General features: G+C 59.0%; 19 protein-coding genes and 3 pseudogenes. 14 read left to right on the top strand and 8 right to left on the bottom strand.

Annotated elements, in window-relative coordinates; all coding sequences use genetic code 11:
- A partial coding sequence (locus tag ACSQ3I_RS11700; RefSeq protein WP_435998983.1) for a hypothetical protein occupies nucleotides 1–325 on the top strand: 325 nt, incomplete at its 5' end.
- Between the two features lie 43 nt (nucleotides 326–368).
- Here ACSQ3I_RS11700 and ACSQ3I_RS11695 read toward each other — a convergent pair.
- The 4 genes from ACSQ3I_RS11695 to ACSQ3I_RS11680 form a co-directional block, all read right to left on the bottom strand.
- Nucleotides 369–851 carry a hypothetical protein gene (locus tag ACSQ3I_RS11695; RefSeq protein WP_435998981.1) on the bottom strand — a complete coding sequence of 161 codons (483 nt, stop codon included), beginning with the start codon at nucleotides 849–851 and terminating at the stop codon, nucleotides 369–371.
- Nucleotides 844–2,775 carry a hypothetical protein gene (locus tag ACSQ3I_RS11690; protein WP_435998980.1) on the bottom strand — a complete coding sequence of 644 codons (1,932 nt, stop codon included), beginning with the start codon at nucleotides 2,773–2,775 and terminating at the stop codon, nucleotides 844–846. Before ACSQ3I_RS11690 ends, ACSQ3I_RS11695 begins: the two co-directional genes overlap by 8 nt.
- 284 nt (nucleotides 2,776–3,059) lie before the next feature.
- Entirely contained in the window at nucleotides 3,060–5,030 is a 1,971-nt protein-coding gene (locus tag ACSQ3I_RS11685) for a hypothetical protein (protein WP_435998978.1), read from the bottom strand.
- The gene (locus ACSQ3I_RS11680; RefSeq protein WP_435998976.1) at nucleotides 5,030–6,379 is read right to left on the bottom strand and encodes a hypothetical protein; all 1,350 of its coding nucleotides are present in this window, start codon (nucleotides 6,377–6,379) and stop codon (nucleotides 5,030–5,032) included. Before ACSQ3I_RS11680 ends, ACSQ3I_RS11685 begins: the two co-directional genes overlap by 1 nt.
- 684 nt (nucleotides 6,380–7,063) lie before the next feature.
- Between ACSQ3I_RS11680 and ACSQ3I_RS11675 the strand changes: the two are divergent.
- A pseudogene (locus ACSQ3I_RS11675) lies at nucleotides 7,064–7,237 on the top strand (DUF2312 domain-containing protein); the annotation flags it as partial.
- A 108-nt stretch (nucleotides 7,238–7,345) separates the two neighbouring features.
- Here the strand turns inward: ACSQ3I_RS11675 and ACSQ3I_RS11670 are convergent.
- The 3 genes and pseudogenes from ACSQ3I_RS11670 to ACSQ3I_RS11660 form a co-directional block, all read right to left on the bottom strand.
- Nucleotides 7,346–9,325 (bottom strand): DUF882 domain-containing protein, encoded by a 1,980-nt coding sequence (locus tag ACSQ3I_RS11670; RefSeq protein ID WP_435998975.1) that lies wholly within the window; start codon nucleotides 9,323–9,325, stop codon nucleotides 7,346–7,348.
- Between the two features lie 187 nt (nucleotides 9,326–9,512).
- Nucleotides 9,513–9,695 (bottom strand): annotated as a pseudogene (locus tag ACSQ3I_RS11665) (helix-turn-helix domain-containing protein); the annotation flags it as partial.
- Nucleotides 9,696–9,871: 176 nt separating this feature from the next.
- Nucleotides 9,872–11,081 (bottom strand): annotated as a pseudogene (locus tag ACSQ3I_RS11660) (sigma-54-dependent transcriptional regulator); the annotation flags it as partial.
- Between the two features lie 230 nt (nucleotides 11,082–11,311).
- On the opposite strand from ACSQ3I_RS11660, the gene ACSQ3I_RS11655 reads away from it, so the two are divergent.
- The 12 genes from ACSQ3I_RS11655 (at nucleotide 11,312) to ACSQ3I_RS11600 (ending at nucleotide 23,967) form a co-directional block, all read left to right on the top strand.
- Nucleotides 11,312–13,159, top strand: a complete 1,848-nt coding sequence (locus tag ACSQ3I_RS11655) for a M3 family oligoendopeptidase (protein ID WP_435998974.1) — start codon at nucleotides 11,312–11,314, stop codon at nucleotides 13,157–13,159.
- 109 nt (nucleotides 13,160–13,268) lie between these two features.
- The gene (locus tag ACSQ3I_RS11650) at nucleotides 13,269–14,429 is read left to right on the top strand and encodes an aminodeoxychorismate synthase component I (protein ID WP_435998972.1); all 1,161 of its coding nucleotides are present in this window, start codon (nucleotides 13,269–13,271) and stop codon (nucleotides 14,427–14,429) included.
- The gene (locus ACSQ3I_RS11645; RefSeq protein WP_435998970.1) at nucleotides 14,414–15,040 is read left to right on the top strand and encodes an aminotransferase class IV family protein; all 627 of its coding nucleotides are present in this window, start codon (nucleotides 14,414–14,416) and stop codon (nucleotides 15,038–15,040) included. The genes ACSQ3I_RS11650 and ACSQ3I_RS11645 overlap by 16 nt, the downstream gene beginning before the upstream one ends.
- A gap of 6 nt (nucleotides 15,041–15,046) precedes the next feature.
- Nucleotides 15,047–15,331, top strand: coding sequence for a YciI family protein (locus tag ACSQ3I_RS11640; RefSeq protein ID WP_435998969.1), 285 nt, complete (start codon nucleotides 15,047–15,049; stop codon nucleotides 15,329–15,331).
- 64 nt (nucleotides 15,332–15,395) lie between these two features.
- On the top strand, nucleotides 15,396–16,298 hold the full coding sequence (locus tag ACSQ3I_RS11635) for a heme-dependent oxidative N-demethylase family protein (protein ID WP_435998967.1): 903 nt from the start codon (nucleotides 15,396–15,398) through the stop codon (nucleotides 16,296–16,298).
- 148 nt (nucleotides 16,299–16,446) lie between these two features.
- Nucleotides 16,447–17,895 carry a homospermidine synthase gene (locus ACSQ3I_RS11630; RefSeq protein ID WP_435999013.1) on the top strand — a complete coding sequence of 483 codons (1,449 nt, stop codon included), beginning with the start codon at nucleotides 16,447–16,449 and terminating at the stop codon, nucleotides 17,893–17,895.
- Nucleotides 17,896–18,060: 165 nt separating this feature from the next.
- Nucleotides 18,061–18,429: a hypothetical protein gene (locus ACSQ3I_RS11625; protein WP_435998966.1), complete on the top strand. Its 369-nt coding sequence runs from the start codon at nucleotides 18,061–18,063 to the stop codon at nucleotides 18,427–18,429.
- 250 nt (nucleotides 18,430–18,679) lie between these two features.
- A complete protein-coding gene (locus tag ACSQ3I_RS11620) occupies nucleotides 18,680–20,698 on the top strand; it encodes a 5'-nucleotidase C-terminal domain-containing protein (protein ID WP_435998964.1) in 2,019 nt (672 codons plus the stop codon).
- A gap of 132 nt (nucleotides 20,699–20,830) precedes the next feature.
- Nucleotides 20,831–21,865: a ferrochelatase gene (gene hemH, locus ACSQ3I_RS11615; protein WP_435998962.1), complete on the top strand. Its 1,035-nt coding sequence runs from the start codon at nucleotides 20,831–20,833 to the stop codon at nucleotides 21,863–21,865.
- Nucleotides 21,866–21,975: 110 nt separating this feature from the next.
- Nucleotides 21,976–22,977 (top strand): SPFH domain-containing protein, encoded by a 1,002-nt coding sequence (locus ACSQ3I_RS11610; RefSeq protein ID WP_435998961.1) that lies wholly within the window; start codon nucleotides 21,976–21,978, stop codon nucleotides 22,975–22,977.
- Between the two features lie 4 nt (nucleotides 22,978–22,981).
- Nucleotides 22,982–23,440, top strand: a complete 459-nt coding sequence (locus ACSQ3I_RS11605) for an NfeD family protein (protein ID WP_435998959.1) — start codon at nucleotides 22,982–22,984, stop codon at nucleotides 23,438–23,440.
- A 104-nt stretch (nucleotides 23,441–23,544) separates the two neighbouring features.
- On the top strand, nucleotides 23,545–23,967 hold the full coding sequence (locus ACSQ3I_RS11600; protein WP_435998957.1) for a YciI family protein: 423 nt from the start codon (nucleotides 23,545–23,547) through the stop codon (nucleotides 23,965–23,967).
- Nucleotides 23,968–24,006: 39 nt separating this feature from the next.
- On the opposite strand, the gene ACSQ3I_RS11595 is transcribed toward ACSQ3I_RS11600, so the two are convergent.
- The gene (locus ACSQ3I_RS11595; protein ID WP_435998955.1) at nucleotides 24,007–25,002 is read right to left on the bottom strand and encodes a KpsF/GutQ family sugar-phosphate isomerase; all 996 of its coding nucleotides are present in this window, start codon (nucleotides 25,000–25,002) and stop codon (nucleotides 24,007–24,009) included.
- Nucleotides 25,003–25,059: the final 57 nt, after the last annotated feature.

The following is a 25,059-nucleotide window of genomic DNA, read 5'->3' as shown; positions in this document are numbered from 1 at the left end:
GAATATTACGTTATTCTTTGCAGATTTATGGGAAATGATGCCGACCTACAAAGGGTCGCGGTATCTGGCTCCAATCGACCAATCTCTCGGCTACACGCCAGGAAATGTAGAAATCCGTTATGGCGGCTTCCGCAGGCGCGCAGGCGAAAAAATCCAAACTCGCAAAATGAAGCGAATGGCGGAAAACACCCGTGTTGCCGATAAACCGAAAAAGCGTACCGCTTCAGAGAGAAAGGCCGCTGAAATGGAAGCAAGGGTCGCCCGCCGACAGAAACTGGCTGCTGAGTTCCAGCGTTGGGAGGAGCAGCGGGCCAGACGCCGCTAATGAGATAATAGCCACTTGGCGACGGCGTGAACTTGCCTAGCCCCTATCGCGGCGAGCGTCTTTCCTGATCCAGCTCCCTCTCTAGATGCTCAATTCTAGCTAAAAGTGTAAGGTGTGTTAGCCGCGCCTCATTCAGCTCCTGATCCTTAGACTTCATTTTTTGCTCTAGCTTCCTTACCTCAGCCCTCAGATTCGCATCGATGCTGTTTCCCAGGGGGCGAGTATCGCTAAAATCCGGGCCGAGGGTGATTTGTTGGACGCGCGTTTTCTCAGCTTCAATTTGGGAAAAAAGGTCTGGGTTATTCTTATGGATCGCATCGCTGCCACAACGAGCAAATTTCCTTAGCCCTTCCCAATCGAACGACACCCCTTTAGCAGTTTGAATCGCTAAATCATCGGCCGTTTGTATACCTCGAAGAAACTCCAACAGCCCTTCAACTTTCGCCCGAGCTTTCTGGGTTCTGGCATTTTCAGTCGCACCGGCGGTAAAATGCTTTGCGCTTCGCGTGCGATAAGCTCTAGCCACGTATCTTCCTCAGGAATTGTTCAGCAATACGTCTCCCCTTGCGACCTAGTCTCCTTATGATCCAGGGAGCCCTGCCATCTTCCTCCATCTGCTTATGCCGCTCACGAGCCATCGACCAGAATGCTTCAAAAATCGGGGTGGTGAAAAAATTTGCGCATCCCCCACACATAGTTTCGGTTTTACCATTCGATGGCCATGCTTCCGCGCTACCCGGTTCGATCTTTGTCGCACAATTGGCAGTACGGCGCGCCTTTGAGTGCCATAGGCAATATCCGAAATTCAATGGATAGACGCGGATGCCGCTGGTACGAAGTTCTTTTTCCAGCTTCTGTGGAAGATCAGCAGGGGAAGAAATTCGAAAATCGAGCCGAGCAATGATCGATTGAACTTTTTTAATCGCTCCGCCAAAAAGCGGTATCCCGTTGAAAACGCTCTCACCGATAAGGCGAGATGTCATCCGCGTTTGGGATTCACGGACTGCGTCAAGCCGCGACGCGCGGCGGCAATACAAAATGGTTGTTGTAAGCTCGTCGTGACCGAGGAGACGCTGTAAGGCCCGGAAACGCCCGCCATAGCTGTAGTAGTTCACCCATAGTGTAGGGAAAAAGCGCCTGAAATGGCGTGGAATGAATTTGATCCCCTTTGCCACATCTTCGCGGACGTAGCGCTTAGCAAAATCCGCCATCCGATTACGAAGTGAAGACTGATCACTGACCGACTCGCGGAGCCGATTATCGCGGAGGAACAGCTCGTTGGAGCCGCTATTTAGCCTAGCCTGGGCACCCAGCCGGGTCGCAACTTGGATCGCTCTCACGACGACAGCTGGACAAGGATGCCGTGTTTCGCTTCCACTTACATGATTACGCCCCTTGAACACTTTCGACTTTAAGTACCATCCGTCTACACCCTCTTCCAAGCAGTCAGCTTCGAGACTCAGCACTTCCCCTGTTCGATCAGGTTCCCAGGCAAAAATGATTATCGCGATTGACGTCCACAGGTCCGTGATCGCGGCTTCTATGCTCCGGCTATTGTGACGAGATGCCCCTATAGTTTCGATAGGCCATGGCGAAGCCGTTCCCGATATTTTTCCTGTGAAAGGCAGTCCAACTAATAGACCAGCGTTCCTCGCCCTCGCAGGTGGCGGTTGGACTTTGACGCGTTTCAATCTAGCTACTTCAAACAATTCCTGCGCAAACGCTTCCCGTCTGGCACGTTTCGACTTTCGTGCGCTTGCTGCGTCTGAGATGAGGGTCTTGAACTGAGGTTTATAAATGGAAGTGGGATCAATGCCGCATTTCTGAGCAATCTTGGCAAAATTCGGCGCATTGTCGGTAAGAAGGTCGCTGCTATCGGCTAGCACCTCAAAGGCCAGAAGTTCGGCAACAAGGGCTATTCTCTCACCTGGACTAACCCGCGATGCAGTCGGAGGCGGTAGCGCATCCGCCCGCTCCTTCAACGCAATCAAATCGTCAGCGTAATCATAGATAAATTGTAACGCAGCATCCGTGTACGCGAAAACTGCCTCTTCGTTAATGTCGTCGGTTTGCTCCTGAGCACGACCCTTCTTGCGGCCCGCCTCTGCCGCTTCGATGAAGTCGTCAAACAGCGAGTACCTGAAACCGTCATTAAGAATGAATTCGTCATTCTCAAACGGGAGGACGTACAAATCGTATAGCTCGTGCATGACGGAAAGCACGACAGACAGGTAGCTACCTGCAAGGCTGCCACTTGAACCTGTCGCGGGCGGATTTTCGCTCGCTTTAGTTCCAGCACGCGCGCGTGGCTTTTTTACTATCCCACGCGCGGCCGATATGCCCTTATCTATGGTATCGACCAGGTTCCGCACCGCTGCGGCCGACACCGAGGCAAACGACGAGAAGCCGATAGAAACCACCCAATCGACAAGCTGAAAGAGGATGTTCATGCGCGAGAATGCTGTATCTCGCGCAAGGAGCTTGCCGCGAGTGGTCCGCAGGTGGCAATAGTATCGTCGGCACATCTCCAGTAGGGAAGCCCACTTAACGTCGGTCAGCATTTCTCCGTTTGGAAGTTTACGTTCCCAAGACAGACGTCCTGGCTGACCGGGTTGCTTTTTGTGTCGCCACACAACGGCTTCCCAGACATCAATTACATCGGGAGGCAGCTCGATTTCTGCAAGCGTCCTTCCCACCTCACGAGCGGACGCGGCGAGCGTATTAGGCCTTTGCATCATATTACAGGTCCATAGTTAATGGGCCGATCCGCCAATAAATTCTCAGCGTCCCTGATCACACTCGCATCCATTGATTTGATTATTTGAGCGCAGCTTACCAAGAGCGGCAGCCAGAACTCCTCGTACTGAGCGGTGCCCTGGATCGCCTTCCCGTTCTCGATAATATGATTGTTGAACGCAATAATCTCAGCGGCGACTTCTGGAGTTTTTATGACTATTAACTTGCTACCAGATAATATATTTTCGAGTACGCCTAGTTTTTCTTCACTCTCTTGAGTGGTACCAGAAAGGTTGTACCCGAGAAAACCCGAAAAGTATGCTGTTTGCCTGATGTGCTTCTCCCGCTCTGGCGAAATACCGAGCTGTTCGAGAGGTCGGCCGCTTCTTTTCGCTACCGCGATAGTGAGAGAGTCCTGCACTTGGCGAACATCTCCCGCATCCAAAGTGTCGGCCGCAAGAATACCGATATATTTTGCGGTAACTCTAATGTCCTTCTGGCCTAGTTTGTCCGCAACTTTAAAAATGTCGGCCGTTTCAAAGAACTCTGTAACTGCACCAGTCGGCCTAAACTGAGATAACGTAAAGTCGAACGCTGACAACAGTCCCGACTCGGAGCGGAAATCCGCCCACTTTTTGCAAATCCATGGCTGAGAAGGGGGCTTTCCAACGGCGTAGCCGTTAAGTGTTTCCTTGACCAAGCAGAGATTTTCTTCTGTGCCAAGAATGGCTCTCGCTCTAAGTGGCTTTGAAAGCTCACCAATTACTAACAATGCTTGGGCGGCCGTGATCCGCTCGGTCGAGTCTATGGACAAAGCAAGTTCTGATCCGGTCGGCATGTCGTCGGCTAACCGTCGATAATTGGCCCTTTTCTTTGTCCATCGTGCTTGGTGCTCGTCTCGGGAAGCTTGGGACAAATCTACCGTTCTCATCGAGAGCGGAGAGGCAAGGTTCATTTTAGGTCGCTCGCAGAAAATGATTGCCAGAAGTGGAACCAACACCTCGTATTCCAGATGAAACCGACCTCTCAGGTCGTGGGAATGGAGCGCGTAAGCGCATTTCAGAAAATCAGGGTCGTCACTTTTTCCAGGAACGACACCGCCAAATTTCCGCTCAACGTACACCAAGAAATTCGGCAGAAACCGAAGCGATTCTCTCCAACCGCGTCTCCGCTTCAGCACCCCATTTGAGTAGTATTCATAAGTTTGGCAATAGTCGTCAAAATCGAAGGATGTGTTGTTCCTGGCCAGTTGTCGACTTTCGCAAAATAGTTGCCAGACTTTTCTCACTTCCTGTTCTGCGTGCCGCCGCACTGCCTCCAGAATGATGTTATTTCTTTGCTTTACGACCGTCGGGCTTGAAAGATCGTTCAGCCTGCTAAGCTCAGACCAAGCCAAGCGGTCGGCATCTGACCACGAGCTGATTTGGGTTGCTTGGACAGCCTTCGCCGGAACGTTTGAGACCGGAGGTCTCGGCCGACCAACCGCACCTTGGATAGCAGGCGGCCATCTGAACTTTGGCACGAGAAACCGCTTTTGCAGATGAAGGAAAAAAAGCCGATTGGAGGCAAGATAGGTGTTGGCGGTAACATCGCCCACCGTCGCATCAGACTGAAGGTCGTAAAACCAAAGATTAGCGAACTTTTTCCAACGACTCGCCCCGATTGACGAAAGATGCGCGCCTTCCTTGCGGAGCTGCCCGACACAGGATCGGAAAAACGAGCGGACGGCTATAAGGTAAGCATCAGCCGTCTCTTCTGCATAGCCGGACACGAATTCCAAAAACTCGCGGGCGATGGTGTGACCAAGCTCCCCCGTTCCCTCTAAAACAGACAGATTAAAATGTTTAGATCGCCCAGGGTGGCTATGACGGGGCGAATATACTTTAAGCGGAAAGTCGCCGTCTCGCTGGAGTTCTACCGGCGTAGCTATTTTGGAAACATCGGTAGGCGGAGCACGTCTGCGAGCCATTATCTTCGGCTCCGGCGCTTTCTGGATACCATCCGTAGTTTAGACTCATCGAGGGCTCTCAGCCTCTCCAACACGATGTCGTCTTTAAGCTGGTCGACCCGGCCTTGTTTCTTAAGCACAGATTTTCGACGAGATTGGCTAGGATGGAGATAGCGGAGCATTGTCTCGAAGCACATGCCAGCGTTTCTCATGACTGTCAGCATGGTATGGAGCGGATCGATTCCATGCTCAAGCTGCGATGTCACAGAATCGGTTACCGACCTGTGCCGATGCACGTGTCCATGGACTCGCTCGATATCGGAAATTTCGTATTCGCTGGCACCAGCCGAGCGCGCCTTAGTGATGGCCGTGCGTCGCGCGGTGCAGTATTGATTTGTCACGCTTTGAGGGTGAAGGGACGTTCCCGTTTGGCTCGAAACGAAGATCGACCGTTCGGTCTTCGCCGGTCGAAGAAAAGGTCGATCATCATCAATGAAATCTCGAAGACGTTCGACGAGGGTTAGCGGAAAATCCACAGCCCGCACTGCACCGGTTTTGGAACCATGAACGATAATTGGAACAGGTTTCGATATCCCTGATTCTTTACCAGCGGTTCGGAGCGCCAGAACTTCCTGGGCGCTGGGGATTGCATCAATCGGAAGGCTTACCGCCTCGGAGCGCCGCAGGGCCTGATCCATGACCAATGTAAGTAGAGTATCACGCCGTCTAATCACCGGGTTTTTGACTTGCTCTTCACGGGCGGCGAGCACCGCATTGAACGCCTGATCGTCTGGTATAACGACCTCGTCAGGCTCAACGACATTCAAAGCTAAGCGATGAACGGGGTACGGGTCCACCTCTTCGAGTTCAATGTTGAAAGAACGAGGGTTAGTGCGCAACCCGATCACTCCCTTTACGATCCCCTTTCGTTCACAGAAGAGTAGGAACTGAAGTATGATCGACAGGTTGGCGTTCCAAACTGCATTCGTAACCCCTCGGCATCCCGTGGGTTTACCGTGGGTCATTTTCGGCCCGACAAAATGCACCTTCAGCTGCTCAAGAAAGTGATCCGAGTACGAAGATAGAGGAAGCCCCGTCCCATTGTTGTATTGCTCCGCGATGAAAAGAGCATCCGATAATTGGCGGGCGGCCTGATAGGCTCCGCTGGCAGAGTTTATCCGGCTCGCCATTCGTTTAAGTCTGATGAACTCCGTTGGCTCCAGCATCGTTCGCCCGAACTTGTCGACAATGACAGGATGATACGGCGCAAACGGACCTGAAGAAGTCCTCACGAGTTGTACGCGCGGTCCGTCGAAGATGACTTCAGCTATCCCAGTCTCGCAAGGTCCAACTAATTGCCGCCGCTCCATTCTGCTCTCCATCTATAGCAATGTGTCGGAAAGCTGCCAAACGTAGACTACTATGTCAATATGAGTATATTTCAGGTTTTTTTCTACAAAAAGGAATTATGCTATTTTATCCTCAAATAAATATTGGTACTTTTTATGGATAGAATTCCTTAGTCTTAAGGAAATGTCCTATATATTTAAACCGGAATTCCTTTTGACATAAATTCAAGGATTTCCTTGTCGGAAATCGTGAAGGCTTATTTTTGGGGCGGTTGAGGACCTTGCAATAATTGCGGCAGGTGAAAAAAATTGGGTTAAATTGAGTGAGCAATTCCCGTCGTGTGCAATGAGAACTCAAAGGAATTGTCCGCGAAAATGACCGCCAAATTTTTTTGAAGTCGACGCAAAAAGTTTGCGAACTCGCCGTCACGATGTGCCCGTGGGTGGCCGCTCGCGCATTCTGGTTTAGTTGCTCCCCTACAAGCCCGCCCTCCGCTACGCTGCGGTCGGGTCCATTCGGCTGCTACGCAGCATGGACGGGCTAACGCCCGACTTTTATTTTGTTCGATTGCAAGCCATTCGGCCGTGTAGTGATGTGGCATAGTCCGAATAGCTTGCAGTCGAAGTTAAAGCGGTGTCCGTCTGGTCGACGGACGCTTATTTGTCGGTCTCCAGCGGTAAGCGTTTGGGTCAATGTTTGAAAACGACGACATCAAGGACGTCTACGGCGAAGCCAAGAGCATGGGCTTCGACACCAAGATCCTCAAGAAGGTCATCGCGCTCCGCAAGAAGGACGAGCAGGAGCGCATGGAAGAGGACCTGATCCTCGACACTTACCTGCACGCACTCGGCATGATCGATTCGCCGCCGGAAGGCTGAGCCTCCGCAACAAGCACCACCTGGAATACCAAAAACCCGCCGGATCGCTCCGGCGGGTTTTTCAATCTGTGTCGCTCACGACAGCCGGGCCGTCCGGATAGGCCAGCCTCAGTTCTGCGTGTTGAACTTGCGAACTTCCATGAAGTTGACGGCAGAACCGCTGAACCGGCCCGGATCGATCTCCGCCGTCGCGGCGGTGAAGCCGGTGGCATAAACCGAGGTCGGCTGGGCGCGCATCGTGCGACTGACGAAACGCGGGGCCTTGACCGGCTTAGAGATCACCTCAAAGCGAGCCTTGCTCAGTGCCCATTGGGAAATGATCTGCTTGGTCAGCTTCGGCTCGGTCCGGATCGTGTCACGGGTTGCAGCATCCGCATCGGCATCGGCCTTCTGCGGACGCTTGCCCTTGCCCGGCAGGCTGCCGGTATGTTCGCCATTAACCGGCTGTTCCGCCTTGGCCTCTTCCTGCTTCGGCCGGTCGAAGGCATCACCGAAATCGACCGAGCGCATGACGGGCTTGGTTTCCGTATCCAGCGCCGCCATCTGCATGATGCCATCGGTATCGGCCGGTTCGTCGGTCGTGTACTCGTCTTCGGCAGCACCGGTGGCGCGGGCAAGTTCCGCCGCTTCGCGCTGATAGTCCTCGGTTCCCTCTTCGGCCGCGTCCGCTGCCGGAATGGTCACGCCGCCGGCAACAGGACGCGCCTCGCTCTTTTCCAGCGCAGCGATGACATCGGGAGACAACGAGGCCTGCTCGACCTTCTTCTCGTCAACCTTCGCTTCCGCCGCCTGGGCAAGCAGCGCTTCGGCGAGTTCCGGGCGCGTGCCCGGCACCGGCACGAATGCCAGTTCGCCAGTCTCTGCCCCGGCAGCTGCAGCCGGATCGACGGATGCGGTCATGACGCTGTTCGCCTCAAGCTCGGCATCGCCGGCCATGTTGCGCTTGCCCAGCAGTTCCGGCACCGGAATGCGATAGGCGGTCAGGTCGGCAAATGTATCTTCGGTCGGCTGCGTTTCCGGCGTTGCCGGCAGAGCGGCCTGCAAGGCCTCCTCGGCGACGTTGCGGGTGGTCGGCAGCAGCGCCGTCATGTTGCCGGACATCGTTTCCTTGAAGGCCGGGCGCACCAGCGGCACCGGCGCATTGATGTCCTTTTCCTTCTCGGTCTCGAGCGCAGCCGTCATCACCGGCTCCTGCTCGGCCGTCGTCGTGATCGGCTGGTCGCGCTTGCGGGTCGGCGTCAGCACTTCTTCCGCAGCCTGGCCGGTTTCTTCTTCCTCGTCGGCGCCGCCGCCGAACAGCGAGGCAAAGAAACCCTTGCGCTTCGTTGTCGTCGTCGTATCGGCAACCTCGATCTGCACCGAGCCTGCGCGACGCTTGTGGTCGGACAGCGCCTGCTGGTAACCCGGCAGCGGATTGCCGTCAGCCGGCAGATGCATGCTCTTGCCATCGGGGAACAGGCGAACGAGTTCCTGCCGGCTCATGCGCGGCCAGGAGCGGACATTGCCGACATCCATGTGCACGAAGGGCGAGCCGGACTTCGGATAGAAACCGACGCCGCCGACCTGCATCTTCATGCCGATGGCGCGCAGATTGGCGAGCTTGACGTCGGGGAGATAAAAATCCATCGCCTTGCCGAGCATGTGCTGGCTCTTTTCGGCGACACCCTTGCTGCGCGACCGCAGCATGGAATTGGTCTGCGGCGAACGGAAGGCCGACACGACGTGGATGTACTCGCGCGAACCGCTCTTGCGGTAGACTTCCCAGATCAGGTCGAAAAGACGCGGATCCATCTTGGTTGGCTGGTTGCGGCGCCAGTCGCGCAGGAAGCGGTTAAGCTGCTGCAGCCCCTTGGCATCGAACTTGCCGTTGCGCTTGAAGGTGATGACCGCTTTTTCGCCGGTATGGACGAAATAGAGCTTCAGGCTGCGCGTATCGCCCGCAGCATGGGACGCCGAGACCGATAGGCTCGACCACATCATGCATGCAGCAAGAAGCACCATCGCTGGCTTGGCCACTAGCTTTGTCAGCAAAGCCGCAAAGCAGTGCCATTCACCCGAAGGCGTATTTGCTCGAAACAGTTTTGGCAACTCTATCCCCGTCCGACACACATTTGCGCGTGCTGCACCAGATGACTGTCAATTGCGGTGACACGATGGCAAAAATGCCACACATGCACAAGCACTTCTTATATAGTGAATTATCCACTAACAAGAACTTTGTCATTGGTAACAAATCATGCTTGCCTGACGGTTAACACTTTTTATTCCGCATGGTTTACGCCGCATTCTTCAAGGGATCGTCCGGATTGATGCCGTAGTCCTTGAGTTTTCGATACAAAGTCGAACGGCCGATGCCGAGCTTGCGGGCGACCTGGCTCATCTGCCCGCGGTAGAATTTCAGCGCAAAGCGAATCAATTCCTCCTCGACATCGGCGAGTTTGCGGACATCGCCGGTAGAATCGGTGCTGACGATGATATTGTCCGAAACCATCGCCGACGCAGGCTCCGCCATCTCGGAGCGAGCGGAGAGACCATTCTCGTGCAGGCTGAAATCCGGATAGACGGGCGGCTTGTCGGCCGATCCGGGGTCCTGCATCAGGCCGCCGCTGATCAGCGAAAGGCTGCCGGCGCTGACATAACCGGGGATCTGCGCGGCGATCTGCGGGAAATCCGCCTCGGTGATTTCGGGACCCTGCGCCAGAACGACGGCGCGGAAGACGGCGTTTTCGAGCTGACGAATGTTGCCCGGCCAATCATAGGCGGTCAGCAAGGCCAGGGCGCCGGCGGTCAGCACCGGCGAATGCTCGAGCTTCTGCTCGGCGGCAAAACGCTGCACGAAGACCCGCGCCAGATGCGGAATGTCCTCCTTGCGCCGGCGCAGCGCCGGAATGGTGATCGGGAAGACGTTCAGGCGGTAATAGAGATCCTCGCGGAACCGACCGGCCTTCACTTCCTCGATGAGATCCTTGTTGGTCGCCGAAATGAGGCGAACATCGACCTTCTGCGGCTTGCTGGCGCCGACGGTCTCGATTTCGCCCTGCTGCACGGCGCGCAGCAACTTGACCTGAACCTCCAGCGGCAGGTCGCCGATTTCGTCGAGGAACAGCGTGCCGCCGTCGGCATCGACGAACTTGCCGGAATGGCGCTCGGTGGCGCCGGTAAAAGCCCCCTTCTCATGGCCGAAAAGGATGCTCTCGACGAGATTGTGCGGAATGGCGCCGCAATTGACGGTGATGAACGGCTTGTTGGCGCGATCGCCGGCCGACTGGATCGCCCGGGCCACCAACTCCTTGCCGACACCCGATTCGCCTTCGAGCACGACGGGGATATGCGACTGGGCAGCGCGCTGCGCCAGTTCGATGACCCGCAGCATCGACGGGCTGGCGGAAACGATATCGTCGAAGCCGATGCCGGTGGCACGGCTCTTGCGGCCGGCACGGGCCTTGGCTTCGCGCTGGTCGACCTTGAGCGCATTGGCGATCGAATTGGCGATCCGTTCCGGCGAGACCGGCTTGACGACGAAATCGAAGGCGCCGGCACGCATCGCCTGCACCACCGTCTCGATACCGCCCTGCCCGGTCTGGACGATGACGGGGATCTCGATGCCGAGGTCGTGCAACGCCGCCAGGAAGGCGAGGCCGTTCATCTCCGGCATCACCAGGTCGAGCACGATGACGTTGATTTCACCCAGCCGGCGCTTGAGAACTTCCAGGCCGGCGCGGCCGTTCTCGGCCAGATGCGCAATATGTCCGTGTCGCTCCACCGCGTTTTTCAACAGGCGGCGTTGAACAGAATCGTCGTCGACAACCAGAATGTGCGCGATCAAGGTGAGACTCCATTGCATCGATCATGAGAGCTGCGCCTCATGCGCAACCCGTTCTGCAGACAAACTTCCCAGAAAGGCTTGAACATCCAGTTTTGAGAAAAGCTCGCATTTTAACCACTTGGTCTCTATTTGATGCTTCCCGCATATTCGCCCTGCAAACGATCCGCCGCGAAGCGACTTGCCGGACGACCGCCGGGCCAATACATCTGTCCGCGAAGCAAAAACGACTGAAGACAAGGATACCGATCATGCGCTCATTGCCGATCCGCCAGGCCCAGGATGCCGCCGCAGCGGCGCCGGACCGTCTCGCCGTGCTGGGAGACCTGCCGGTCTGGCGGCTTGAGGATCTTTATCCCTCCGCCTCATCCCCGGAATTTCTGGGCGATCTCGAAAAGGCCGGACGCGATGCGCGCGCCTTCGAAGATAAATGGAAGGGCAAGCTTGCCGACGCTGCCACCAAAACCGGCCCGGAAGGCATCGGCGCCGCAATCGCCGAATCCGAAGCGCTCGACGATGTCATGGGACGTCTCGCCTCCTTCGCCGGCCTCACCTATTTCTCCGACACCACCAGCCCGGCAAACGGCAAGCTTTACGGCGACGTTCAGTCGAAACTGACGGAATTTGCCGCCCACCTCCTGTTTTTCCCGCTGGAACTCAACCGTATCGACGATGCGGTGATGGATGCCTGCATGGCCAGCGATCCGGCCGCCGGCCATTACCGTTCGTGGATCGTCGACCTGCGCCAGGACAAGCCCTACCAGCTCGACGACAAGATCGAGCAGCTTTTCCTCGAGAAATCGATGACCAGCGCCGCCGCCTTCAACCGGCTGTTCGACGAGACGATGGCCGAGCTGCGCTTCGACATCGACGGCGAGAAGGTGCCGCTGGAAGTGGCGCTCAACATGCTGCAGGAGCAGGATCCGTCCGTACGCCAGAAGGCGGCGATTGCCCTTGCCGAAACCTTCAAGGCCAACATCCGCACCTTTGCGCTGATCACCAACACGCTGGCCAAGGACAAGGATATTTCCGACCGCTGGCGCGGTTTTGAGGACATCGCCGACAGCCGCCATCTTGCCAACCGTGTCGAGCGGGAAGTGGTCGATGCGCTGGCCGCCGCCGTCAAGGATGCCTATCCGCGCCTGTCGCATCGTTACTACACGATGAAGGCGAAGTGGCTCGGCATGGAACAGATGAATTTCTGGGACCGCAACGCGCCGCTGCCGGAAGCCGCCGACGCGCTCATCCCCTGGGCGGAAGCGAAAGACACCGTGCTCTCCGCCTATCACGGCTTTGCGCCGGAGATGGCCGATATCGCCCGCCGCTTCTTCGACGAACAATGGATCGACGCGCCGGTGCGCCCCGGCAAGGCGCCGGGCGCTTTCGCCCATCCGACGGTGCCATCGGCCCATCCCTACGTGCTGGTCAACTATCTCGGCAAGCCGCGCGACGTCATGACACTCGCCCATGAACTTGGCCACGGCGTGCACCAGGTTCTGGCCGGCGCGCAGGGGGCGCTGATGTGCCAGACGCCGCTGACGCTCGCCGAAACCGCCTCGGTCTTCGGCGAGATGCTGACCTTCCGCGCCCTTCTGGAAAAGACAAAGGACAAGCGCGAGCGCAAGGCGATGCTCGCCCAGAAGGTCGAGGACATGATCAACACGGTCGTGCGCCAGATCGCCTTCTACGAATTCGAGCGCAAGGTGCACACCGCCCGCAAGGAAGGTGAACTGACCGCCGAACAGATCGGCGAACTCTGGCTGTCGGTCCAGGCCGAAAGCCTCGGCCCGGCGATCAAAATTTCCGAGGGCTACGAGACCTACTGGGCCTATATCCCCCACTTCATCCATTCGCCCTTCTACGTCTATGCCTATGCCTTCGGCGATTGCCTGGTGAACTCGCTCTACGCCGTCTATCAGGGCGCGGAGAAGGGTTTTCAGGAGAAGTATTTCGAGATGCTTAAGGCCGGCGGCACCAAGCATCATTCGGAACTCCTAAAACCTTTTGGCCTCGATGCCACCGATCCGTCGTTCTGGGCACAGGGACTGTCGATGATTGAAGGGCTGATCGACGAACTTGAAGCGCTTGATAAGGATTGATTGCGCTTGGGGCTGCCCCTCACCCTGACCCTCTCCCCGCTTACGGGAAGAGGGGGCCGGCAGGCGGATGGGGGGCAGCCGCGTCAACTTTAGGAACCAAACGCCAGCCATGGCCAACCATCACCCCTTCGCCCTTTTCCGCGACGATGCGGCCGGCCAGGTCATGCTGTTTGCCGAGCCGGAGGAGATCATCGTCGCCCGGACGGCGGCGGAATTTTTCCCCGCGCTCGCCCGCATGGAACAGGCAAAACGCAGCGGCAAATGGCTGGCCGGATACCTGTCCTACGAGGCCGGGCATCTCTTTGAAGACAAGCTCAAGGATTTCGCCGAGGACAACCGCGAAACCCCGCTTCTCTGTTTCGGCGTCTTTACCGCGCCACAGCAAGACAGCCACCCACTCGCCCAGCCGCAGCAGCGCACCGAAAACGAGCCATTCCTGACGGAGCCGCGCGCCGAATGGGATTTCGCGACCTATGAGGACCGTTTCGACCAGCTGCACCGCCACCTGCGCCTCGGCGACTGCTACCAGGCCAACCTCACCATGCCGATCACCGCCCGCTGGAACGGCGATCCGCTTGCCGCCTTCTGGTCGCTGATCGAGCGCCAACCGGTGAAATACGGCGCCTTCATCGATCTCGGCGGCCCAAAAATCCTGTCGCGCTCGCCAGAACTGTTTTTCCGCACGGATGAAGACGGCTGGATCGAGACCCATCCGATGAAAGGCACGGCGCGGCGTGGTGCGACAGCGGAGGAAGATCAGGCAATCATCCGGGACATGCTGGCCGACGAAAAGACCCAGGCCGAGAACCGCATGATCGTCGACCTCCTGCGCAACGACATTTCCCGCATCACCGAGGTCGGCAGCCTCGACGTGCCGAAACTCTTCGACATCGAGACCTATCCCACCGTCCACCAGATGGTGAGCCATGTGCAGGCGAAGCTCACGGCAGGCCTGTCGATCCGCGACATCTTCGCCGCCCTCTTCCCATGCGGCTCCATCACCGGGGCGCCAAAAATCCGCGCCATGGAGATCCTGCACGATCTGGAGGCGGGACCGCGCGATGCCTATTGCGGCGCCATCGGCTTCATCGCGCCGCACGGACCGATGCGTTTTTCCGTGGCGATCCGCACTGTCACACTCTTTCCAAACGGACATGCTGTCTTCAATGTCGGCGGCGGCATCGTCTTCGATTCGCGCGCCGATGCCGAATATGAGGAGTGCCTCCTGAAGGCCCGCTTTGCGGTAGGGGATCAATGGATTTCACGCTGATCGAGACATTTCGTTATGAACCGGGACAGGGCGTGCTGCGCGTCGAGCAGCATTTGAAGCGGCTGGCCCGCTCCGCCGATGCCCTGCGTTTTCGCCAGCCCGCCGGCGTGCGCAAGAAACTCGACGACCATGTTCGCGATGCCGAAGGCCCTTTGCGCGTGCGCATGACGCTGACTCACAAGGGCGAACTCGACATCACCTCCACGCCATTCACGCCGCTTGAAGAAGATGCGGTCTGGCGACTGAGGGTGGCCAAGACCCGCATCGATTCCGCCGACCCGCTCATCCGCCACAAGACCTCCAAACGCGATGTCTACGAAGCGGCCCGCGCCGAGTACCCTGCCGACGAGGCAGAAGAAGTCATCCTGCTCAATGAGAAGGGCGACGTTTGCGAAGGCACCATCACCAGCATCTTCGTTGCCGATGGCGACGGACCGCTGATGACTCCGACCCTGACCTCCGGCCTGCTCTCCGGCGTCTTCCGCACCGACATGATCTGCCAGCAGAAGGCCCGCATCCAGCGCCTGCGCCTGCAGGACCTGACGAACCGCGAAATCTTCGTCGGCAATTCCTTGCGCGGCCTGATCCGCGCCGAACTCATCGAGGCCTGATCCGACATGTTCATCCTGTCGCTGACATATATAAAGAGTACGCAGGAAGCGGATGTGCACATGCAGCCGCACCTGGCCTGGGTGAAGGAAGGCTATGACAAGGGCTGGTTCCTCGCCTCCGGCCGCAAGGTCCCCCGCACCGGCGGCGTCATCCTCGCCGTCGGCGACCGTGCGACGCTCGAAACCTTCGTCGCCGAAGATCCCTTTACCGTGCACGGCATCTGCACCTACGAGATCACCGAAGTGGCGCTGACGATGGTCGTCGATGGGCTGGAGGCGTTGAAGGGGTAGGCAGTCCCGTTGTCGAACGGATATCAGGACTCACCTAGAAATCTTCAAGCGTTCAAAGCGGATAATGACCTCCCTCGTCCATAAACCCTACGCCACCACCCCAAAAGTTTTCACCATCGGCCTGTCGGCCATCGATCCGGCGCGCTGGATCGAGCCGGACGGCGATCTCGGCGTGTTTCTGGACGAGAAGGAGCGGCTCTGTCATAGCCATCTGCCCCAGGTCTTCTGTGCCGAGGCGGGGACCGAGGATGCGCAGCAGGAGTGCCTCGACATGCTGGCCGGCCATCTGGCCAGGGATCATGCCGGTCTCTACCGGCTGGAGGACGGCGCCCTTTATTTCGCCGGCCGCAGCGTCGTGCTGGCGCAACCCGACATGCCGCCGCTACGGATCGCCGGTTCGCTCATTCAGGATGATCTCGTCATCCTCCGCCGGCGCGAGACCGGATGGCATGTGGTGGCGGGTTATGTCGCCTTCCCTTCCGCCTGGTCTCTGCCGGAAAAGTTCGGCCTGCCAATGGAACAGGTGCATGCGCCAGTGCCGGGTTTCAACGCCGGCACACGCAATGCCACGCTGATCAACCGCATCTTCGACAATTTGCAGGTCGACCAGCCTGCCATACGCTTCAACTGGTCCGTCTATCCGGCCGGCGACCTCTTCTGGCCGCCGGAGGTGAGCAGCGAACACGGCAAGGCACCATTCGTACCGGCCAGCAATATCGTCCGTGTCGAACGGCAGAGCCTGCGGCGGCTGCCGAAGACCGGCGATATCGTCTTCACCATCCGCATCTACATCGATCCGATCCGCGCCCTTCTGGCGCAGCCCGACGGCAAGGCGCTGGCGACAGCGCTTGCCGACCGCCTGGAGGACTTTTCCCCCGACCAGCTCGACTACAAGGGCATGACGGCAAAGAAGGCGGCGCTGGTCGAACATTTGCGCGCTGCGGCGGCGGCAATCAGCGACTGCTAAACAATTGTCATCCAACCGTCATATGCTCTTTATTGTGACGAGATTTTATGCTCTAGAGCCGTCCAACCATGAATAGCCCCTTTTGGCGGCTGAAAATCCCGAAAAAATTGCAAAGCGGACCCCGTTCCGTCGTGTCAAGGAGACAATGATGACAGAAAAAGCCTATCCGGTTTATGGCGAAATCACCGGCCCGATCGTCATGATCGGTTTCGGTTCCATCGGTCGCGGCACGCTGCCGCTGATCGAGCGCCATTTCAAGTTCGACAAGAGCCGGATGGTCGTCATCGATCCGCGCGACGATGCCGCCGACATGGCGATCCTCGAAAAGCATGGCATCAAGCACATCAAGGCGCATGTCACCAAGGACAATTACAAGGAACTCCTGAAGCCGCTGCTGACCGCCGGCGAAGGCCAGGGCTTCTGCGTCAATCTCTCCGTCGATACCGGCTCGGTCGACCTGATCAAGCTCTGCCGCAAGCTTGACGTTCTCTACATCGACACGGTCATCGAGCCGTGGCTCGGCTTCTATTTCGACAAGAACATGAAGAACGCCGACCGCACCAACTATGCGCTGCGCGAAACCCTTCGCCACGAGAAGCGCAAGAACCCGGGCGGCGCGACGGCCGTTTCCACCTGCGGTGCCAACCCGGGCATGGTCTCCTGGTTCGTCAAGCAGGCGCTGGTGAACCTCGCCAACGATCTCGACATCAAGTTCGACGAGCCGGACCAGCATGACCGCGAAGGCTGGGCCAAGCTGATGAAGAAGGTCGGCGTCAAGGGCATCCACATTGCCGAGCGCGACACGCAGCGCACCAAGAACCCGAAGCCGTTCAACGTCTTCTGGAACACCTGGTCGGTCGAAGGCTTCATTTCCGAAGGCCTGCAGCCCGCCGAACTCGGCTGGGGCACTCATGAAGAATGGATGCCGAAGAACGCCAAGAAGCACAAGAAGGGCTGCAAGGCGGCCATCTACCTGGAGCAGCCCGGCGCCAACACCCGCGTGCGCAGCTGGTGCCCGACCCCGGGCCCGCAATACGGCTTCCTGGTGACCCACAACGAGTCGATCTCGATCGCCGATTACTTCACGGTCGAGAAGGACGGCGAAGTCGTCTTCCGTCCGACCTGCCACTACGCCTACCACCCGGCCAACGACGCCGTGCTGTCGCTGCACGAGATGTTCGGCAACGGCGGCACTGCCCAGCCGGTTCTGCACGTCCTCGATGAGAACGAGCTGGTCGACGGCGTCGACGAACTCGGCGTGCTGCTCTACGGCCACGACAAGAACGCCTACTGGTACGGTTCGCGCCTGTCGCTGGAAGAAACCCGCCGGATCGCTCCTTACCAGAACGCCACCGGCCTGCAGGTAACCTCGGCCGTGCTCGCCGGCATGGTCTGGGCGCTGGAAAACCCGACTGCCGGCATCGTCGAAGCCGACGAAGTCGATTACAAGCGCTGCCTCGAAGTCCAGACGCCGTATCTCGGCCCGGTCGAAGGTCACTACACCGACTGGACGCCGCTCGACGGTCGCCCGGGCCTCTTCCCGGAAGACCTGGACACCAAGGATCCCTGGCAGTTCCGCAACATCCTCGTTCGCTAACAGCGGCCGAGCCTGACAAAAAGAGATGCCCGCGACGCAAGTTGCGGGCATTTTCGCAACGGTCGCCAAAAGAGTACAACTGCAAAGCCCGCTATACTCTTGCTTTGGACTGGCCTTCGCGGCATGGTTTTGCCATAGGGCTGGCAAAGAATCGCAGGAGAAAACATGAAGATCAAGACAAGCATCCTGTTGCTCGCAACCGCAGCAGCACTTTCGGCCTGTCAGTCCTCCCCTGGACCGCGCGCCCTCCCGACCATTGCGAGTGCGCCGACCGTCGACGGCACGTGGAGCGACCCCAACGGCCTGATCTCGACCTTCTCCGCCGGCAAGTTCGACACGCGCACGACCGACGGCTCGAACGCGATCCTTGCCTCCGGCACCTACATCACGCAGCCGAACGGCGTCGTTGAAATCAGCCTGTTCTCGAACCTCAAGAAGACGACCTCGCGCGTCAACTGCAGCCTGGCCGGTACCAACCAGCTGAATTGCACCGCCGATTCCGGCACGCAGTTCTCTCTGGCCCGCCGCGGCTGATATCCCGGGACATTCTCCTGAGAAGGCTTCCGCTCCGGCGGGAGCCTTTTGTTTTTCTACCGCTGCCTCCCCCTGTTCCATCCGCTTGACATGGCCTGCGCCGGCATCCGCCGCGTAAACCATGCCGCGTGTTTTTCTCTTGAAGTCCGGCTCTCTTGGTGAAAACATCCGCCCCGGGAAACGGTCGCGGTCCGGCCGTTCATAAGCCCGGGCGGGGGCCACGTGCTTCCGGAAAACACTGGAGAAACAGATGACCAAGTCCTTCACTTTCGGCCTTCTGACGGCGTCGATCGTCGCGCTGTCATCGAGCGCCGCGTTTGCCGACTACGAGCTCAACATCCTCCACATCAACGATTTCCACTCGCGTATCGAATCGATCAACAAGTACGATTCGACCTGCTCGGCGGAAGAAGAAGGCAAGAACGAATGCTTCGGCGGCGCCGCGCGCCTGAAGGTGGCGATCGAGACACGCCGCGCCGCGCTCGCCGGCAAGAACGTCGTGCTTCTGAATGGCGGCGACAATTTCCAGGGTTCGCTTTTTTATACGACCTACAAGGGCGCCGCCGAGGCGGAAATGCTCAACCTGATGAAGTTCGACGCCATGACCGTCGGCAACCATGAATTCGACGACAGCGAGGACGGGCTGGCCACCTTCCTCGACAAGGTGACGTTCCCGGTCATCAGCGCCAACGTACTGGCCGGCGACAGCTCCAAGCTGAAGGACCGCATCAAGCCCTCGATCGTGCTCGAAATCGGCGGCCAGAAGATCGGCATCGTCGGCGCCGTCGCCAACGATACGGAAGAAATCTCCTCGCCTGGCCCGAACGTGATGATCGCCCAGGACATCGCCACCATCAACGAGGCGGTACAGGCGCTCAAGGCCGAAGGCGTCAACAAGATCATCGCGCTGACCCATGTCGGTTATCCGCGCGATGTCGAGGCGATCGCCAAGCTGCCGGATGTCGACGTCGTCGTCGGCGGCCATTCGCACAGCCTGCTCTCCAACACCGACGAGAAGGCCGAAGGTCCGTATCCGACACTGGTCGACAACCCCGGCGGCTACAAGGTGCCGGTGGTGCAGGCCAAGTCCTACAGCAAATATCTCGGCGACCTCGTCGTCACCTTCGACGACAATGGCGTGGTGAAGGAAGCCAAGGGCGATCCGATCCTCGTCGATTCGACCTTCAAGCCGGATGAAGCCGTTCTCGCCCGCATCAAGGAACTCGGCGCGCCGATCGAAGAACTGAAGAAGAAGGTCGTCGGCTCGTCCGCAGCCGCCATCGAAGGCGCGCGCGAAATTTGCCGTGTCGAGGAGTGCTCGATGGGCAACCTCGTCGCCGACGCCATGCTCGACCGCGTCAAGGACCAGGGCGTCACCATCGCCTTCGCCAACAGCGGCGGCCTGCGCGCCTCCATCAATGCCGGCAACGTGACGATGGGCGACGTTCTGACCGTTCTGCCCTTCCAGAACACGCTGGCGACCTTCCAGCTCAAGGGCTCCGATATCGTCGCAGCACTTGAAAACGGTGCCAGCAAGATCGAGGAAGGCGCCGGCCGCTTCACACAGGTCGCCGGCCTGAAATACACCTTCGACAAGTCGAAGCCGGCCGGTAGCCGCATCGTCTCCGTCGAGGTGAAGGACGGCGACGCCTTCGTGGCGCTCGACCCGAACAAGACCTACACGGTTGCCGCCAACGACTACACCCGCAAGGGCGGCGACGGCTACGACGTCTTCGCCTCGAAGGCGATCAACCCCTATGATTACGGCCCGAGCCTGGAAACCACGGTTGCCGATTACATCGCCGCGCACAGCCCCTACCAGCCCTACACCGATGGCCGCGTGAAGGCCGTCGAAGTGGCCGCGGCCGATACGGCGACCGCACCGGCAACGACGGAACAGTCGACCACCAGCACCGAGGCAAAACCCGCCGAGACGGCAACGGAAGCCAAGCCTGCGGACACCACGACGGAAGCAAAACCGGCCGACACCGCAACGGCACCGGCAACCACCGAACAGGCAACCACGACAGAGCAGGCCACCACCACGACCGAGGCGAAACCCGTCGACACGGCCGTCGATGCCAAGCCGGCAGCCGATGCGTCGATCGCGCCCACCAAGCATGTCATCGTCAAGGGCGACACGCTGTGGGACATTGCCGTCAAGGTTTATGGCAACGGCGAACTCTGGAAGAAGATTGCCACCGCCAACGGCAAGCCGAACCCGAAGCGGCTTCTCGTCGGTAGCGAACTGGAGATTCCGGCGAAGTAAGGACGATTTGTCTCACCGATCCTGCCGGTCCGGGCTTCCCCGGGCCGGTTTTTATTTCTAGGGAGATACAACGATTGCAGATGACGCCTAAATAAGGCGATGTCCTCCTTGGCTTTCAAAACAGAGAGAAGCATGAACAACGATCCGTCCGTCCTGCCCGCCAATCACCCGTCTGTTCGCAACGGCAAGGTCGGAGTGCTCCTGGTCAATCTCGGAACGCCCGACGGCACGGATTACACCTCCATGCGCCGTTACCTGAAGGAATTCCTGACCGACCGGCGCGTCATCGAGTGGTCGCGGTTCTTCTGGTATCCGATCCTGTTCGGCATCGTGCTCAACACCCGCCCCGGCAAGGTCGGCAAGGCCTATGAGCTGATCTGGAACAAGGAAAAGAACGAAAGCTTCCTGCGCACCTACACGCGCAACCAGTCGGATCTGCTGGCCGAGACCTTCAAGGACCTACCCAACGTCCAGGTGGACTGGGCGATGCGTTACGGCCAGCCGTCGATCGCCTCGCGCGTCACGGCGCTGAAGGAGGCGGGCTGCGACCGCATCCTCGTCTTCCCGCTCTATCCGCAATATGCCGCCGCCACCACCGCCACCGTCAACGACAAGGTGTTCGAGACGCTGTTGAAGATGCGCTGGCAGCCGGCCTTGCGCACCGTCCCGCCCTATCACGACGATCCGGCCTACATCGAGGCGCTGGCCAATTCCGTCAACCGCCACTTCGCCACACTCGACTGGGAGCCGGACTTGCTGATCACTTCGTTCCACGGCATCCCGAAAAGCTATTTCGAAAAGGGCGACCCCTATTATTGCCAGTGCATGAAAACCGCCCGGCTGCTGCGCGAAAAACTCGGCCTGCCCGAAAACAAGTTCATGGTCACCTTCCAGTCCCGCTTCGGGCCGGAGGAGTGGCTGCAGCCCTATACCGACAAGACGGTGGAGAAGCTGGCGCAGGACGGCGTCAAGCGCGTCGCCATCATGAATCCCGGCTTCGTCTCCGACTGTCTGGAAACGTTGGAAGAAATCGCCGGCGAGGCGGGAGAGATCTTCCTGCACAATGGTGGCGAAAAATTCACCCATATCCCCTGCCTCAACGACAGCGCCGACGGCATGGCGGTACTTGAAAACGTCGTGCGCCGCGAATTGCAGGGCTGGAGCTGACCACAACTGCACTTTTGCAAAAAGCCCGACACCATTCCCGAATAAAATGCTAAGCCGTTGCGTGAACAGAGTGGCCGCAACGGCTACGGCAATCGTCACGAGGGGGAGTTATGGAATTCACGGGGTTTGATATCGTCGTCATCGCGGTGGTCGTTCTCGTCGTCCTGGTCCTGTTTGCAGGCATCAAGACGGTACCACAGGGCTTTCGCTATACCATCGAGCGTTTCGGCCGCTACACCCGCACGCTGGAACCCGGCCTCAACCTGATCGTGCCTTTCATCGAACGCATCGGCTCCAAGCTGAACGTCATGGAGCAGGTGCTCGACGTGCCGACCCAGGAAGTGATCACCAAGGACAATGCCAGCGTCACCGCCGACGCCGTGGCATTTTATCAGATCCTCAATGCCGCCCAGGCAGCCTATCAGGTCGCCGATCTCGAAAACGCCATCTTGAACCTCAGCATGACCAACATCCGCTCGGTCATGGGTTCGATGGATCTCGACGAGTTGCTGTCCAATCGCGAGACGATCAACGAGCGTTTGCTGCATGTGGTGGACGATGCAGTCGGCCCGTGGGGCATCAAGGTCACGCGCGTCGAAATCAAGGACATCCGCCCGCCCGTCGATCTCGTCGATGCGATGGCGCGGCAGATGAAGGCGGAGCGCGAGAAGCGCGCCCAGGTTCTGGAGGCGGAAGGCCTGCGCAATGCGCAGATCCTCAAGGCGGAGGGCGCCAAGCAGGCGGCAATCCTACAGGCCGAAGGCCAGCGCGAAGCCGCTTTCCGTGACGCCGAAGCCCGCGAACGTCTGGCCGAAGCCGAAGCCAAGGCGACCCGCATGGTCTCCGAGGCCATCGCCGCCGGCGACGTTCAGGCGATCAACTACTTCGTCGCCCAGAAATACACGGAAGCCCTGGCATCCGTCGGCTCCGCGCCGAATTCGAAAGTGGTGCTGATGCCGATGGAAGCCTCGTCGCTGATCGGCTCGCTCGGCGGCATCGGCGCCATCGCCAAGGAAGTCTTCGGCGAAGGCTCGGCCACGCCGCAGCGCAACCGCAACATCGTGCGCACCACGCCGCAGGTGACCTCGCCGACCCAGTCACAGGAGAGCTGAGCCGATGATCCATGCGCTTGCCGAGGAACTCGGGCCGTGGGCATGGTGGCTGCTCGGCCTGGTGCTGCTGGCCGCCGAGCTTGTCATGCCGGGCGTCTTCCTCGTCTGGATCGGCGCGGCGGCCATTGTCGTCGGCGCCCTGTCGCTGCTGTTGTGGGAAACCTCCTTCTGGCTCTGGCAGGTCCAGCTACTGGTCTTTGCCGCGCTCTCCGTGGTGAGCGCCCTTCTCGGCCGGCGCCTGCTGTCCAACGGCAATGCCGTCACCGACGAACCGCTGCTCAATCAACGCAGCGCAAGCCTGGTTGGACGCACGGCAACCCTGCAGGAGCCAGTCGTGGAAGGCCGGGGCCGCATTCGCCTCGACGACACCTTCTGGCCGGTGATGGGACCGGACCTGCCGGCCGGCACCCGCGTCCGCGTCACCACCAGCAACGGCCGCGACCTGACGATCGAAGCCATCTGATCGGTTGCCCGGAAAATTTGGCTGCCATTGTCGGCTGGTCCGTGCCCGGCTCGTCTTTAAGACAGGAAGGCAAGAACGCCTTCGTGGATCAAGGGAGAAAGACGATGCGCGTGATGGTTCTGGTCAAGGCGACGAAAGACAGTGAAGCCGGTTTGATGCCGCCGGTCGAGCTCTTGGAAGCCATGAGCAAGTTTAACGAAGAACTGGTCGATGCCGGGCTGATGCTGGCCGGCGAAGGGCTGCATCCTTCCTCCAAAGGCAAACGTATCGCCTTCGACGGTGCAGCACGGACCGTCATCGACGGCCCATTCTCCGAAACAGGCGAACTTGTCGCCGGCTTCTGGATCTGGCAGGTCAAGGACATGGACGAAGCCGTCGCCTGGGTAAAACGCTGCCCCAACCCCATGCCCGGCCCCAGCGAAATCGAAATCCGCCGCATCTACGAGGCCGCCGATTTTGGCGAAGCCATGACGCCTGAGCTGAAAGAACAGGAAGACCGCCTGCGCGACAGGATCGCCGGTCAATGACGGCAGTTCGTGCCGGGTCGTGCGCCCGGCACCTACGCGTCAGGCGACGCCGATCCGCAGCAGATCATGGAAATGAATGATGCCGATGGGGAAACTGTCGGCATCGACAACCATCAGCGCCGAGATATTGTGCTTCTGCAGCAGCGCCATGGCGCCGGTCGCCAGCGTCTGTTCGCTTACCGTCTTCGGCGTGCGTGTCATGATATCGTCGACGTTGAGTTCGCTCAGGTTGCGACCGAGGTTGCGGGCGATATCGCCATCGGTGACGATACCGCACAGGCGCCCGTCCGCATCGATAACGCCGACGCAGCCGAAGCGCATATGAGACAATGTCTCGACAGCCACCTGCATCGAGCAGCCGAGCGGCACCAGCGGCACGCGGTCGCCCTTGTGCATGATGTCGGCGACATGGGTCAGGCTCGCCCCCAGCTTACCGCCCGGATGGAAGGTGCGGAAATCATGGGCGGTAAAACCGCGCGCTTCGAGCAGCGCAACCGCCAGCGCATCGCCGATGGCCAATTGCATCAAGGTCGAGGTGGTCGGCGCCAGCCCATGCGGACAGGCTTCCTGCTCGTTGGGCAACAGCAGGCGGACATCCGACTCGCGCGCCAGCGTCGAGTTGGCGCCCGAAGTGATGGCAATCAGCGGAATGGCGAAACGGCGGGAAAAGGCGATAATGCCGCGCAGCTCGGCGCTTTCACCACTCCAGGACAAAGCGATGATAACGTCGTCCTGGGTGATCATGCCGAGATCGCCGTGATTGGCTTCGACCGGATGGACGAAGAAGGACGGCGTGCCGGTCGAAGCGAAAGTCGCGGCGAGCTTCGAGCCGATATGGCCGCTCTTGCCGATGCCGGTGACGATAACCCGGCCGCTGATGCCGCCGATGATTTCCACAGCCCGGGTAAACGGCTCGGCCAATCCATTCGAAAGGGCATTTTCGATCGATTGCAGCCCGTTCTTTTCGGTCGCGATCGTCCGCAAGGCGGATTCGACCGCATTGCTTTCGACCAGTTTTATCGCACGCTTGATCATGGCGATGAGTTAGCGCTTTTCCGGGGTCAAGTCCATCGGCAATGGCCGGACGCTCGC

This window comes from Rhizobium sp. LjRoot30 (assembly GCF_964253915.1).
GTDB lineage: Bacteria > Pseudomonadota > Alphaproteobacteria > Rhizobiales > Rhizobiaceae > Metarhizobium.
The sequence above is the reverse complement of the archived record's forward strand: the minus strand, read 5'-3'. Positions and strand labels throughout refer to the sequence as shown.